General features: G+C 63.5%; 17 protein-coding genes. 15 read left to right on the forward strand and 2 right to left on the reverse strand.

What is annotated here, in order from left to right:
* Both O2807_04670 and thrB read left to right on the forward strand, forming a co-directional pair.
* On the forward strand, nucleotides 1-215 hold a 215-nt coding region (locus tag O2807_04670), incomplete at its 5' end, for an isochorismatase family protein (protein ID MDA0999798.1).
* An 11-nt stretch (nucleotides 216-226) separates the two neighbouring features.
* Entirely contained in the window at nucleotides 227-1162 is a 936-nt protein-coding gene (gene thrB, locus O2807_04675; GenBank protein MDA0999799.1) for a homoserine kinase, read from the forward strand.
* A 9-nt stretch (nucleotides 1163-1171) separates the two neighbouring features.
* Here thrB and O2807_04680 read toward each other — a convergent pair whose 3' ends face one another.
* Together O2807_04680 and O2807_04685 are read right to left on the reverse strand one after the other, a co-directional pair.
* Nucleotides 1172-1795 (reverse strand): DedA family protein, encoded by a 624-nt coding sequence (locus tag O2807_04680; protein MDA0999800.1) that lies wholly within the window; start codon nucleotides 1793-1795, stop codon nucleotides 1172-1174.
* A 44-nt stretch (nucleotides 1796-1839) separates the two neighbouring features.
* Entirely contained in the window at nucleotides 1840-2274 is a 435-nt protein-coding gene (locus O2807_04685; GenBank protein ID MDA0999801.1) for a VOC family protein, read from the reverse strand.
* A 241-nt stretch (nucleotides 2275-2515) separates the two neighbouring features.
* Between O2807_04685 and O2807_04690 the strand changes: the two genes are divergently transcribed.
* From O2807_04690 to O2807_04750, 13 genes are all read left to right on the forward strand, one after another.
* On the forward strand, nucleotides 2516-3313 hold the full coding sequence (locus tag O2807_04690; GenBank protein ID MDA0999802.1) for an SDR family NAD(P)-dependent oxidoreductase: 798 nt from the start codon (nucleotides 2516-2518) through the stop codon (nucleotides 3311-3313).
* Nucleotides 3314-3332: 19 nt separating this feature from the next.
* Entirely contained in the window at nucleotides 3333-4376 is a 1044-nt protein-coding gene (locus O2807_04695) for an NADP-dependent oxidoreductase (protein MDA0999803.1), read from the forward strand.
* Nucleotides 4377-4446: 70 nt separating this feature from the next.
* A complete protein-coding gene (locus O2807_04700; protein ID MDA0999804.1) occupies nucleotides 4447-5523 on the forward strand; it encodes an MBL fold metallo-hydrolase in 1077 nt (358 codons plus the stop codon).
* Between the two features lie 34 nt (nucleotides 5524-5557).
* On the forward strand, nucleotides 5558-5764 hold the full coding sequence (locus O2807_04705; protein ID MDA0999805.1) for a 4-oxalocrotonate tautomerase family protein: 207 nt from the start codon (nucleotides 5558-5560) through the stop codon (nucleotides 5762-5764).
* 33 nt (nucleotides 5765-5797) lie between these two features.
* Nucleotides 5798-5950 (forward strand): hypothetical protein, encoded by a 153-nt coding sequence (locus O2807_04710; GenBank protein ID MDA0999806.1) that lies wholly within the window; start codon nucleotides 5798-5800, stop codon nucleotides 5948-5950.
* Between the two features lie 20 nt (nucleotides 5951-5970).
* Nucleotides 5971-6264 carry a hypothetical protein gene (locus tag O2807_04715; GenBank protein ID MDA0999807.1) on the forward strand — a complete coding sequence of 98 codons (294 nt, stop codon included), beginning with the start codon at nucleotides 5971-5973 and terminating at the stop codon, nucleotides 6262-6264.
* A 110-nt stretch (nucleotides 6265-6374) separates the two neighbouring features.
* Nucleotides 6375-7514 carry an aminofutalosine synthase MqnE gene (gene mqnE, locus O2807_04720; GenBank protein ID MDA0999808.1) on the forward strand — a complete coding sequence of 380 codons (1140 nt, stop codon included), beginning with the start codon at nucleotides 6375-6377 and terminating at the stop codon, nucleotides 7512-7514.
* Entirely contained in the window at nucleotides 7496-9775 is a 2280-nt protein-coding gene (locus O2807_04725; GenBank protein MDA0999809.1) for an amidase family protein, read from the forward strand. Before mqnE ends, O2807_04725 begins: the two co-directional genes overlap by 19 nt.
* Nucleotides 9776-9793: 18 nt before the next feature.
* On the forward strand, nucleotides 9794-11296 hold the full coding sequence (locus O2807_04730) for an MFS transporter (GenBank protein MDA0999810.1): 1503 nt from the start codon (nucleotides 9794-9796) through the stop codon (nucleotides 11294-11296).
* Between the two features lie 78 nt (nucleotides 11297-11374).
* A complete protein-coding gene (locus tag O2807_04735) occupies nucleotides 11375-11920 on the forward strand; it encodes an OsmC family protein (GenBank protein ID MDA0999811.1) in 546 nt (181 codons plus the stop codon).
* Nucleotides 11921-12044: 124 nt separating this feature from the next.
* Nucleotides 12045-12281, forward strand: coding sequence for a hypothetical protein (locus tag O2807_04740; GenBank protein ID MDA0999812.1), 237 nt, complete (start codon nucleotides 12045-12047; stop codon nucleotides 12279-12281).
* Between the two features lie 6 nt (nucleotides 12282-12287).
* On the forward strand, nucleotides 12288-12539 hold the full coding sequence (locus tag O2807_04745; protein ID MDA0999813.1) for a hypothetical protein: 252 nt from the start codon (nucleotides 12288-12290) through the stop codon (nucleotides 12537-12539).
* A gap of 34 nt (nucleotides 12540-12573) precedes the next feature.
* On the forward strand, nucleotides 12574-12904 hold a 331-nt coding region (locus O2807_04750; protein MDA0999814.1), incomplete at its 3' end, for a dehypoxanthine futalosine cyclase.

Here is a 12904-nt window from a genome sequence, read left to right on the forward strand (position 1 = left end):
TGCGGCGTATATTTGTATGCGGGCTGGCGACAGACTACTGTGTCCGTGCGACGGCGCTCGAGGGCCGGGAGGAAGGTTTCGAGGTCATTGTCCTTGAAGATGCGATTCGCGCCGTCGAGGTCCATCCCGGCGATGGGGAAAAGGCACTCGAGGAGATGAAAAAAGCGGGCTGCGCTTTCGCCGTTTCGGGTGAAATTGAGGGTATTGAGGGATAAAGGAGAATTGCGTGGGTCTTGTTCGGGTCCAGGTGCCGGCGAGCACGACGAATCTCGGGCCGGGCTTTGATGCCCTCGGGGTGGCGCTGAACCTCTACAACCGGGTCGAGCTCGACGAGCTCCCCTGGGGGGTTTCGGTGCATGTCGAGGGCGAGGGGCGCGGCGAGATCCCGCTCGATGATTCGAATATTTCCATTCAGGCCATGAAGCGGGTCTACGACCGGGTGGGCCGCTCCTTCCCGGGGGTATGGATGAAGCAGCGCAACCACATCCCGCTGGCGCGCGGCCTCGGGAGCAGCTCGGCCGCCCTGATCGGCGGTCTCGTCGGAGCGAATCACATGCTGGGAAACCCCTTGGGCGAGGAAGCGCTGGTCGAGTTGGCCGTCGAAATGGAGGGTCACCCGGACAACGTGGTTCCGGCCCTCCTGGGCGGTTTCACCATCTCGGCCATTGATGAGAGCGGGCGGACCCGCTACGCGCGTGCGCCGGTCGTGGAAAAATATCTGTGGGTGATCGTGGTGCCCGGCTTCGAGGTCAGCACCAAGGCGGCGCGCCAGAAGCTGCCGAAAAATGTTTCGCTTTCCGATGCCATCTACAACGTGCAGCGGGTGGCGATGCTCATGGCGGGATTTTCCACGGGATCGGACAGGCTCTTCCAGGAAGCCATGCAGGACAAGCTGCACCAGCCCTACCGCGCCGGGCTGATGGGGCCACTCGAGGAGGTTTTCGCCGCCGCGCGCGAGGCGGGCGCGCTTGGCGTCAGCATCAGCGGGGCGGGACCCTGCGTCCTCGCCATTGCCTCCCGGCAAGCTGAAAATGCCGGAAAAGTGGGGAACGCCATGCGGGCGGTCTATCTGCGCCACGGCATCCCGTGCCGGATGCACGTCCTTCGCATCTCCTCCCGCGGGGCCCATGTGCTGGGCGGAATCAACGCCGCCAGCGCCTGAGCAAACAGTCTAGCGCGGCCCCCCGTTTTCCGCCCGCCGCACTTTTCGCCGACGCAGGAACCAGCCCAGGGCCAGTCCGCCGGCGCCCACCACGAAGATGAGAAGGACCGCCGCCTTCACGTTTCCGATCAGCGCCCGGAGGGTGTCGATTTGCGCGCCGAAATAAAAGGCGGCGAACAGCAGAATCGGCACCGTCAGAAGAGCGGCCGATCCGTCCAACAGGAGAAACTGAAAAGGGGACATCCGGGTGATACCCGCGGCGAGAAAGGTCGGTGCGCGCAAGCCGCTGAGAAAGCGGCCGAAGAAAACGGTTTTTTTCCCGTGCCGCGCGAAGAAACCCTGTACCTTCTCCATGCGGCGGCGGTTGAGCATTCGCTTCAGGATCGGCTTGGTGGATGCGCCGGGCCCGATCCAGTATCCCATCGAGAAGATGAACATGTCCCCGACGAGCACCCCCGCCATGTTCACCCCGAGCGCCGCCCAGAGATCAATGATGCCGAGATAGGCGAGATAGCCCGATATGATGATCGGGATATCCTCCGGCAGCGGAAGGCCCAGCCCACACAGAAGCAGAACCAGAAAGATTCCGGCATAGGTGAACTCGGCGAGATAGCCTTCGACGACTCCGAACATCTTGGCCTTGTGTATGCGGGCAGAGGGAAAGCGGAATAGCGTTCTTATTTGGGCCCCACCGCTTCGAGCATGTTGCCGTCCGGGTCCCGGAAGAACACGATGAACCGCCCCGGCACGACTTCGGTAATCTCCCCCTCGATCGGCACGCCCAGCGCCTTGAGGTCGTTGTAGGTTTTCTCGACGCTTTCCACGGTGAAAGTGATGTAGCGGTACCCGGTGGCGGCATCCACCTTTCCGGTGCCGGCGGGCGGTTTTGAGTCCGTCTGGACGACTTTCAACTGTACCTCTCCCGCCTGGAAAGCCTTGAACGCGAAACGGCCCGAGGCGCAACCCGCCTGCCGGGCCTTTTCGGCCGTGATCTCCACTTCGCGGACCACCGGGAGCCCCAGCTTTCCGCCGTAGAATTCCGCGGCGCGCTCAATGTCCTGCACGACGATGCCGATGTCGATAGATTCTTTCGTCATTTTCAAGACGGACATGAAAAATCTCCCAAGACCAGAAGAAAACAGACGCCGGGCCATCCGTGCCGGCAGGATTTTCGGAGCAGAAGCGAGATTACCACTCCGCCGGGCCGGGCGACAATCAGGGCGCCTCTCTGGCGCGCGGGACCGGATATCCTGTACCTTTGGGGTACAGCATCAGCCGAGACGAGGGACAGGCCCGCAGACGTATTGCGCCGGGCGGACTTTGGCTTTCAGGAAATCACGGAGGAAAAATCGAATGCGCCTTGAGGGGAAAACGGCCATCGTCACGGGCGGCGGCGGCGACATCGGAAGGGGAATCGTGCGGGCGTTTGCGCGCGAGGGCGCCAGGCAGCTCATCGTCGATCTGCGCGAAGACGCCGCGGCGAAGGCGGCCGCGGAAGACGGAGGCGCTGGCTCCCTCTCCCTGGGCGCCGATGTGACGAAGGAGAGCGAGGTTAAGAAGATCGCCCGGACGGCCATCGAACAGCTCGGCCGCGTGGACATTCTCGTGAACTGTCACGGCAGGCCCGCCCGCATTCTCGGCAACCCGATCGACCGCCTGACCCTCGATGAGTGGGAAGGCGTGATGTCGGTCAATCTGACGAGCGTGTTTCTGCTCTGCCGCGAGATGGCGCCCCATTTCCGCGAGCATCGTTACGGGAAGGTCATCAACATCGCCTCGATGGCCGGAAGGCGCGCGAACGAAAACGTCATCCACTACGCGGCCTCCAAGGCGGGAGTGATCTCCTTCACCCAGTCCTTCGCGAAAGAGATGGCCCGCTACAACGTGAACGTGAACGCCATCAACCCCGGCCTGCTCTGGACGCAGCTCTGGGAGAAGGGCCACGGCGTCCTCTTGGCGCAGGACGCGGACGAGGGCGCGCGGCCGACATCCCGCGAGGTGTTCGACAACTTCGTGAAGGCCGCGGTCCCGCTCGGGCGGGAGCAGACGCCCGACGACATCGGCAATCTCGCGGTCTATCTCGCCAGCGATGAGAGCCAGAACATGACCGGACAGGCCCTCATGCTGGCCGGCGGCGCCTGGATGTCTTAGGCGGGAAAGGAGTTTTGCGATGAAAGCGGTGGTGCTCAAGGAATTCGGCGGGGTGGAGAATCTCGCCGACATGGATTGGCCCGAACCCAAGGCGGGCGAGGGGCAGGTCAAAATCCGCGTCAAGATGGTCTCGGTCAATCCGACCGACTTCAAGGCGCGGCGCGGCGGCAACCAGGGGGCCGTGCCGATGGTTCTCGGGCGCGACGTGGCGGGCATCGTCGAGGCGGTGGGCGATGGGGTGAGCGCCTTCGCCCCCGGAGATGAGGTGATGAGCTACCTGCCCCGCTTCGGCGACAGCGGCGGGGAGGGCTACGCCGAGTTCGTATCGATCGCCCAGGAGTTCGTCCAGAAAAAACCGCCGAAACTCTCCTTTGCGCAAGCGGCGGCGGTGCCGTTGGTCGCACTCACGGCCTACGAGGCGGTGGTCATGAAGGCAAACGCCGGGAAAGGGGATTCCGCCTTCGTCGCGGGCGCCGCCGGCGGGGTGGGGACGATGGGTATCCCGATGCTCCGCCACCTCGGCGCAAGCCCGATCATCACCACCGCGGGGAGCGATAAGAGCGCCGCCTACATCCGGGACCGGCTCGGCGTGCCGGAAGAGAACATCCTCCGCTACGCGGGTCTTTCCCTCGATGAGATGGCCGAGCGCATCACCGCCATGAACGGCGGGCGGCTTCCCCGTCTTTGCTTCGATTTCGTCGGCAAGGACATGAAGCGGCTCTGCGCCCAGGTGGTGGACTACTGGGGCCACATCGTTTCCATCGCCCCCGAGCCGGGCGATCCGATCCCCGAGTTTTTTCACTCCCAGCAGGGGCCGCTCTTCTCGAAATCGGCCTCGTTTCACGGCGTCTTTCTGCGCGCCCCCGTCCGGGGCGGGGGGAGGCCCTACTGGGGGACCTATCAGGCGGCCCTCGGGGTCATCCGCGAGTGGCTCGAGGCGGGCCACATTCAACCCCCCCCGACGGAGGATCTGGGCCCGCTCTCCGCCGCCGGGATCGCCGAGGCACACCGCCGCCTGGAGGCGGGCCACACCCAGGGCAAGCTTGTCCTCTCGGTGGGGTGATTCCTGTGCCGGGGAAGGGTTGTGGTAGCCTTTTACTGTCATGGCGGACTCGGCTGGAAGAAGACAGTTCATGAAGCGCGCGGGGCTCTTGGGGCTTGCGGCGGCAGCCCTCGCGGCCGGATGCGGCCGGATGGGGCTCGGCATCAAGGCGCCCGCGCCGCCGCCGCCCGAAGATCAGGGCCTCATCTCGAGCGATCCGAAGTCGCTCTACTGGGCCCACGGCGGGCCCGGCAAGTGGTTCAACCCCTGGTGGCCCAATCCGGGCACCCGGGCCAACCTCCTCAAGTGGAAGTTTCTCTACCGGAACGATTACGCGCCCGGCAGATGGCTGCCAAGCAAGGTGGCCCGCGTCGAGAACGCGGGGGATTATCTCGGCCAGACGGAAAGCTCGGCCTCGATCACCTGGGTGGGCCACTGCACCTTTGTGGTGAAGGATGGGCCCGCGACGCTCGTCACCGATCCCCACTTCGGCCCGCGCGCACTCGTTTATGCGCGCCACCACCCCCCCGGCGTCCCGCTCGGGAAGGTGCCGGGCGATGCGGTCGCGATCCTTTCCCACAACCATTATGACCACATGGACGCCTGGACGATTGAGAACATCAACCGGGATGTGAAATGGCTGGTGCCGAAGGGGCTGGGGACCTTCATCCGCGAGCGCGGCGGAGACGCGAAAGAACTCGACTGGTGGGAGAGCGCCGAGGCGGGGGGCTGGCGGCTCACCTGCCTGCCGGCGCAGCACTGGTCGAACCGCATCGGGATGGAGCGCGATGCCACGCTGTGGTGTTCCTGGATGGCCGAGCGCGCGGGAAGGCGCTACTACTTCGGCGGGGACAGCGGTTATTTCCAAGGCTATAAAGAGTTCGCCCGGAAGTTCGGCCCCATCGAGGCGGCCATGCTTCCCATCGGGGCCTATGAGCCCCGGTGGATGATGCGCTACCCGCATCTTCATCCGGAGGAGGCGTACCGGGCCTTCCGCGATCTGGGGGCAAAATACCTGGTGCCCATGCACTGGGGCACCTTCGATCTCACCGATGAGCCCATCGATCTGCCGCCGAAGGTTCTCCGGGAGGCGATGGAGAAGGCGGGCGGCGACCTCGGCGCCCTGCGCATCATGTCGGTGGGGGAGCGGTGGCACCTGCCGGGATAATTTTTTTCTCATTTTTTTGACAAGGAGATTCGCCATGCCCCTCGTTCGCGTATCGTCTTTCGGCATCCCGCCGGAGACGAAAAAGAAAATCGCCAAGGAAATGCACGATGTCATCATGAGCAACACGAACGCTCCCGAGGAGGCCGTCTGGGTGATATTCGACGACGTGCCGCCCGAGAACTGGATGATCAAAGATTCGATGCTGAGCGAGAAGCACCCCCGCGAGATTTTCCAGGGCTGAATGCAAGAGGGGCAAGACCGGAAGGGAAAATAGATGCCGCGCACGGAGGACGACGTGCTCACCCCGCCCTGTTTCGCGGAGGCCCTCCACGGTATAATCAAGGGGTCGGCGCTGCACCGGCTCGATGCGGGCGGCCACAACAGCGGCCGCCGGGGCGTTCTGGGGGAGAGCCGGGACGCGGCCTGAGGTTCGATGAGGAGATGCCCTTGAGCGATACGCCGGAAAAAGAAAGAGAAAAAGAGAAAGATAAAAAGAAAAGCCCGCCCCTGCCGGGCTACTCCGAGGAGACGGCGGCCCACCGCCTGCTCGGCCGGGCCTTCGCCAAGCTGGGCCACGAGCGCGCCCCCGCCTATCCGGGCGACAAAAAGGACGAGAACCTCGCGAAAGAGGCGCTCGGCGCGGGCGAGCGGGAGGCCCCCATCTACGAAGCCAGGGAGCGCAAGCGCCGCAAGCCCAAAAAGCCCCTCAAGGGCCCCGATGATTTCTACATCTCCCCGTAGGGGGAGCGAAATTCGCCCTGCTCCGTTGACACCCCGCCCCCGCGGTTAGACACTTCGGGGGCGGTTTTTCGCGGAAAACCTCTCCCTGCGGGGATTTCGAAGGGAAGACGATGGCAAGCTCCTTCATGGCCGGGCGCATCGCGCGCGCGGGCCTGGGCGATATTTTCGAGAAGGTGGAGGCGGGCATCCGCCTCGGCTTCGAGGAGGGGGTGCGCCTCTACGAATCGGACGACATCGCCGCTCTCGGCTACATGGCGAACATCGTGCGCGAGCGGATGCACGGGAACCGCACCTACTACAACGTCAACAGCCACATCAACTACTCGAACGTCTGCGTCCTCTGGAAGGCGTGCAAATTCTGCGCGTTCGGCAAAAAAGAGGGCGATGCGGAGGCCTACGAATATTCCTTGCAGGAAATCTACAGAATGGCCGAGGGGCTCGGCCGCGGCCGGACGGAGTTTCACATGGTGGGCGGGCTCCATCCCGATCTTCCGTTCGACTACTACCTGGAGATGATCCACGGCATCAAGGAGATTCACCCGGGGTTGCACCTCAAGTGCTTCACCTCGACCGAGATCCGCTGGCTGGCGGATCATGTCGCGAAGATGAGCATCGAGGAGACCCTCGAGGCGCTCGTGCGCGCCGGGTTGGGCTCCCTCACGGGGGGCGGGGCGGAGATTTTCGCCGAGCCGACACGCTCGGCGATCTGCAAGGGCAAACAGTCGGCGGAGGATTGGCTCGAGGTACACCGCATCGCCCACCGGATGGGCCTGCGAAGCACCTGCACCATGCTCTACGGCCACATCGAGACCGACGCGGATCGGGTGGATCACATGATCCGCCTGCGCGATCTGCAGGACGAGACGGGCGGCTTCAGCACGTTCATTCCGCTTTCTTTCCACCCCGACAACACCCAGATGGCCGAGGTGCGGCCCGCAGGCGGGATTCTCGATCTGAAAAACTACGCGATCGGGAGGCTCCTGCTCGACAACATCGAACACATCAAGGCCTACTGGATCATGGTCGGCATCCCCATCGCCCAGATCAGCCAGCAGTACGGCGTGAACGATCTCGACGGCACGGTGGTGCAGGAGAAGATCTACCACATGGCGGGGGCGAAGACGCCGGAGAAGCTCGGCGTCGCCGAGATCCGACAACTTATCCGGGAAGTCGGCCGCGAGCCCATCGAGCGCGATACGCTCTACCGCGAAGTGGTCCGTGAAGGAGAGAAATGGTCGGTTCCCGCCTGAGACTCGGCACGGTTCCCTATCTCAATGCCAAGCCCCTCACCCTCGCACTGGAAGAGAGCCAAGCGGCGGAGCTGATCGTCATGCCCCCCAGCCAGCTCGCCGGCGCCCTCGAGGCGAATGCCCTCGACGGCGCGCTCGTCTCGACCTTCGCCATGTTCCAGCTCCAGGGCGCGGTCTACGTTCCCGGCGTCGGCATCACGAGCGCGGGGCCAGTCGAGAGTATCCGCCTTTACTGCCGAAAGCCCGTGGATACGCTCCGCCGCGTGGGGCTCGACAGCTGGTCGCTCGCCGCGGCGAACATGACCCGCGTCCTCCTCAAGCGAAGGTGGGGCGTCACGCCCGAGTTCGTCCCGATCGACCCTGAAGCCCCGCCGCGCGCCGACGAAAGCCTCGATGCCTTTCTCCTCATCGGGGACAACGCCCTGCGCGAGCCGCCGGGCGATCTCTACGTCATGGACCTCGGGGATGAGTGGACCGCCTACACAAAGCTTCCCTTCGTCTACGCGCTCTGGGTCTTCCGGCCCGGCGCCGGGGATGCGGCGGCATCCAGGATGCTCCGCGCCGCGAAAGAAGAGGGCGTCTCCCGCATCGGAGAGATCATCCAGGGGGCGGCGAAGAGTCATCCCTGGCTCGATACGGCCCAGGTCCGAGCGTATCTCACCGCGTGCATCGGCTACGATGTCGGTCCGCGCGAGGAGGAGGGGCTGAAGAAATACTACGAATGGCTTGTCGAGGACGCGCTCGTCCCCGACATCTGGACGCGCGGGCGCTTGCCGGGGGGGGAGGAGCGGGAGAAGATAACGGTTTCCACCCCGTCTTCCCTGAATCCGGAGGTCCCCGCCGTGGACGAATCCCTTTTTTACGCCGAAGCATATGAACTTTCAGAGCGCATCCGGAAGAAAGAGCTCTCCCCGGTCGAGCTGGTGGACGCCCTTCTTGCCCGCATCGGTGCGCACAACGATGACATCTTCGCCTTCAACGAGGTGGCGGCCGATCATGCGCGCATCGCGGCCCGTGCGGCCGGGGAGGAGATCGCCGCCGGCAAATACCGCGGCCCGCTTCACGGCATCCCCTACGGGGCGAAGGACATCATCAACACGGCGGGGATCAAGACGACGAACGGATCGATCCTTTTCAAGGACCATGTTCCGGCCGAGGATGCGGTGTGTATCGCCAGGCTGAAAGCGGCGGGCGCCATCCTCCTCGGGAAGACGAACACCCACGAGTTCGCCGCGGCGACCACCACCATCAACATCCACTACGGCACGACGCGGAATCCCTGGAACCGGGAGCGCATCGTCGGCGGCTCGAGCGGAGGCTCGGCGGCCGCCATCGCCGCGGGGATGGCCCCCCTCACGCTGGGCTCGGACACCGGCGGCTCGATCCGCATTCCCTCGGCCTTCTGCGGCGGGGGGGGCCTCAAGCCGACGCACGGACGGGTGTCCCTCACGGGCGTCTGCCCGAACACCCTGAGCCTCGATCACATCGGTCCCATGACGCGCTCCGCGCGCGATGCGGGCCTCATGCTCCAGGCCATCGCGGGCTACGACCCGAAGGACCCGCACAGCCGGAAGACCCCGGTGCCGGATTATCTCGCCGACATCGAAAAGGGCGCCAAGGGCCTGCGCGTCGCCCTCTCCCCCGAGGCATGGGGGCGGAGCGAGATGGACGCCGATGTCGCGGCCGCCTTCGATGCGGCGGTGGATGTCTTCCGCGGCCTCGGCGCCAAGATCGAGGAGCGGCCCTTCCCCTTCTACGATCGGATCATGAAGGTGGCCGGCCCCATTCTCGCGTCCGAGTTCCTCGAATTTCACCGGCCCCTCTACGAGAAGCATCCCGAATCCTACGGCCCCGAGATCGTGAACCGCCTCGGTATGTGCTTCGACGCCAAGGTGGACGACTACGTACGCGCTCTCCGGGAGCGCAGGCTCCTCCACCGCGAGGTGGGCGAGTGGTTCAAGGATTGTGACGTCCTCCTCACCCCCGGCGTTCAGGTGACGGCCGCCACCATCGAGGGCCTCAAAGTCATGCTGAACGGAAAAGAGACGGACTGGCTCTGGCTCCACCGGCCCTTCTCGCTGCCCCACAACCTGACGGCCTGCCCCGCGCTGGTGACCCCGATGGGCCTTGCGAAAGACGGCCTCCCGGTGTCCCTCCAGATCGTGGGACCCAAATGGGGGGAAGCCAAGGTCCTCCGCGCCGCGCACGCCTACGAGCGGGCGACCCCCGAGATCCGGGCCAAGCGCCCGCCGGGATTTTAGCGGGCCTCTGATACCGACATGAACTTCCAGCCGAAGGAAACACTCTCCAAAGAAGAGGTCGAACAGGGCCTCGCGTACGTCCTCCGGGACGGGATGGCGACCCATGCCGTCGTCACCCTGACGGCGGGCACGTTTCTCGTCGCCTTCGCCCTCCAGTTCGGCGCTTCGAATTTCGTCGTCGGCCTTCTCGCCGGCATCGGGCCGGCCATGCAGCTTTTGCAGATTCCCGCCATCTACATCGTCGAGCGGGTGCGCAACCGCCGTCTTCTGACCTTCGTCTCGATCATCCTGGCGCGGGCGAGCTGGCTCGTCTTCGCGTTTATTCCCGCTCTGCCCTTCAAGTGGGCGGTGCCCGTTATCATCGCCGGGCTGATGACGAACGGGGCCTTCGGAGCGCTTTCAAGCTGCGCGTGGAATTCCTGGATGCGGGATCTGATCCCCACGGGCTCGCTGGGCGCGTTCTTCTCCCGGCGGCTCAAGCTGGGCCTCGGGGTGGGGATCATCCTCAGCCTGCTGGGCGGTTTTCTCATCGACCACTGGGCCGCATGGTTTCCCGGGCGGCGCGTGTACGCTTTCTCGATTCTTTTCTTTCTCGGCTTCCTCACGGGGATGCTCGGCGCGTATTTTCTCTCGCGCACCCCCGAGCCGCTCATGGCCCCGGCCAGCGGCCCCTTCGGCGAGAACCTCCGAAAGCCCTTCCGGGACAAGAACTTCAAGCGGCTCCTGCGTTTCCTTGTCACCTGGAATTTCGCCGCGAATCTCGCCGCCCCCTTCTTCACCGTCTACATGCTCAAGCGCCTCGAACTCGACATGTCCCTCGTCATCGGACTGCTCGTCCTCAGCCAGGGGGTGAACTTCGCCCTGCTCCAGACGTGGGGCCGCATCTCCGACAGATTCAGCAACAAGGCCGTGCTGGGCGTGAGCGCTTCGCTCTTCATCCTGTGCGCCTTCGCGTGGACCTTCACCACGTTCCCCGAGCGGCACGCCCTGACGCTTCCGCTGCTCGTCGTCATCCACATCCTGCTCGGGATCTCGACGGCGGGCACCACCCTCTCCTCGGCGAACATCGGCCTCAAGCTCGCCCCGGCGGGGGAGGCCACTCCCTACCTCGCCGCGAGCACCATCATGAACAACATCGCCGCGGGCGTCGCCCCCATCATCGGCGGCATGTTCGCCGACTTCTTCGAGCAGCGCGAGCTTTTCCTCACCCTCTCCTGGCGGAGCCCGGACGAGTTCGTCCAGCTCCAGACCCTCAGCATCAACCACTGGGATTTCTTCTTCCTCCTCGCCGTCTGCGTCGGCCTCGTGTCGCTCTATTTTCTCTCCAAGGTGCGCGAGGAGGGGGATGTCTCCGAAAGGATCGTCGTGGGCGAGCTGATCGCCGAGGTCCAGCGGAACATGCGGAATTTCTCGACGGCGGGGGGGATGCGCCACATGCTTCAGTTCCCCCTTTCTCTCATCGCCCGGCGGCGCGCGAAACGGAGCGGCGAACAGGAAGAGGAGGACGCCCCCCTCTCCTGACCGGCCGCCCCCCATCTGCTAGGATGCTCCCTCTCAGGGCTTTCGGGCCCCATGATTTTTCATCGAATGGAGAAAGAAATGACCGGACCCCTCAAGCACAGCGACACAAGCAAAAAGCCCGGCGAGCGCACGATCGACAAAGAAGAGCTTCCCCAGCAGGGCCTTCTCGTCGAGCAGTACGCCGACTGCGAGGTCACAGACGGCGGCCAGCTCAAGGTCGGCCGCCACCGCGATTTCGAGGTCTTCTGCGACGAGCCCGCGTACCTCGGCGGAGAGGACAAATTCCCCCAGCCGCTCACCTACATCTGCATGGGGGTGGGTTTCTGACTCCTCACCCAGCTTGCGCGGTACGCGCACATGATGAAGATCGGGTTCGAGAAAGCCTCCTGCCGGGTCGAGATGGACTACCTCCTCTCCGGCTCCGTCCTCAAGGGCACCGTCCAGTCCAAGTGCACCGAGACGCGCACGTTCTTCAAGGTCGAATCCACAGCCGATCCCGAGAAGATCGCCAAGGTCATCCGCCTCGCCAAGCAGGGCTGCTTCGCCGAGAACATGATCAAGGAAGCCGTGCCCCTCCGGAGCGAGATCGAACTCAACGGGGAGAAGATGGATTTTGAGGGGTAGGGGCAGGATATTTCATTGAAATTGCTGGAATTTATTGAAACTTTGATTCTTCCAGATAGAGCTAGTATGATATGGGTGTTTAGAGCGAGAAGAAAATCTTCAGCTTTTTTTAAGGATGATTAGGATGGGAAAAGACGGAAACCGTAACAAAAATGGCGATAAAAATACCCATAAAGTTGCAGTGGCTCCAAGCAGCTTGCTCATTCCTGCCGGCAAGACCGCGTTGAAGAAAGCGAAGGCAGTTATTATGGAAACTTTCTCGCACCCGCTAGCTACTTCTACGATTACTGTTCGTGAGCATGGCGTGGCTGTTTCACGGGAAAATGCTTGGGGTGTATCTAAAAGAAAAAAAGCTAGTTAACCACTAATGGCCCATCCTCCAGATGAAAATGAAGAGATATCTGAACCTGCCCTTCCTACTATTGTAACAAGTCATTTTAAGCTCATTTTTATAACTGTTTCGGCAATTACAATTGTTTTGCTGTTGGTTAGTATTTCCATTGATATTTTTGCGAGTGCGCCTTCGCCAAGATTGATGAAAGTGGCCGATAGAACTTGGCAATTGTTCGTTGGTGGGTTTGGGACGATGCTGGGGCTAATTGGCGGTAAATCTTTGTAACCAGAGAGAATAAATTCCGGGAAGATTTCCTCTCATGACCACGGCCACATCGGCATTTTATGGCGCGCTGGAAAAGGGCGCGGCGGGGGAGCGGCTCTCCTTTGAGGAGGGGTGCGCGCTCCTCGAGGGGCGGGACCTGGCGGCGCTCTCGGCGGCGGCGGATGAGGTGCGCCAGCGCAAGCACCCGGAGGGGATCGTCACCTACGTCGTGGACCGGAACATCAACTACACGAACGTCTGCGATGTCTATTGCACGTTCTGCGCGTTCTACCGCCCGCCGGGCGGGCACCCGGAATCCTATATCCGCACGCGGGATGAGATCGCGGAGAAGATTGACGCGCTCTACGCCGTGGGGGGGAAGCAGG

Source organism: bacterium (assembly GCA_027622355.1).
Lineage (GTDB): Bacteria > UBA8248 > UBA8248 > UBA8248 > UBA8248 > JAQBZT01.

Excerpts from the sequence above, each read along its gene's own strand:
- O2807_04740 (MDA0999812.1), top strand. The coding sequence starts at position 12,045 with ATGGGAAAAGACGGAAACCGTAACAAAAATGGCGATAAAAATACCCAT.
- O2807_04705 (MDA0999805.1), top strand. The coding sequence starts at position 5,558 with ATGCCCCTCGTTCGCGTATCGTCTTTCGGCATCCCGCCGGAGACGAAA.
- O2807_04690 (MDA0999802.1), top strand. The coding sequence starts at position 2,516 with ATGCGCCTTGAGGGGAAAACGGCCATCGTCACGGGCGGCGGCGGCGAC.
- O2807_04695 (MDA0999803.1), top strand. The coding sequence starts at position 3,333 with ATGAAAGCGGTGGTGCTCAAGGAATTCGGCGGGGTGGAGAATCTCGCC.
- mqnE (MDA0999808.1), top strand. The coding sequence starts at position 6,375 with ATGGCAAGCTCCTTCATGGCCGGGCGCATCGCGCGCGCGGGCCTGGGC.
- O2807_04730 (MDA0999810.1), top strand. The coding sequence starts at position 9,794 with ATGAACTTCCAGCCGAAGGAAACACTCTCCAAAGAAGAGGTCGAACAG.
- O2807_04680 (MDA0999800.1), bottom strand. The coding sequence starts at position 1,795 with ATGTTCGGAGTCGTCGAAGGCTATCTCGCCGAGTTCACCTATGCCGGA.
- O2807_04700 (MDA0999804.1), top strand. The coding sequence starts at position 4,447 with ATGAAGCGCGCGGGGCTCTTGGGGCTTGCGGCGGCAGCCCTCGCGGCC.
- O2807_04745 (MDA0999813.1), top strand. The coding sequence starts at position 12,288 with ATGGCCCATCCTCCAGATGAAAATGAAGAGATATCTGAACCTGCCCTT.
- O2807_04725 (MDA0999809.1), top strand. The coding sequence starts at position 7,496 with ATGGTCGGTTCCCGCCTGAGACTCGGCACGGTTCCCTATCTCAATGCC.
- O2807_04710 (MDA0999806.1), top strand. The coding sequence starts at position 5,798 with ATGCCGCGCACGGAGGACGACGTGCTCACCCCGCCCTGTTTCGCGGAG.
- O2807_04685 (MDA0999801.1), bottom strand. The coding sequence starts at position 2,274 with ATGTCCGTCTTGAAAATGACGAAAGAATCTATCGACATCGGCATCGTC.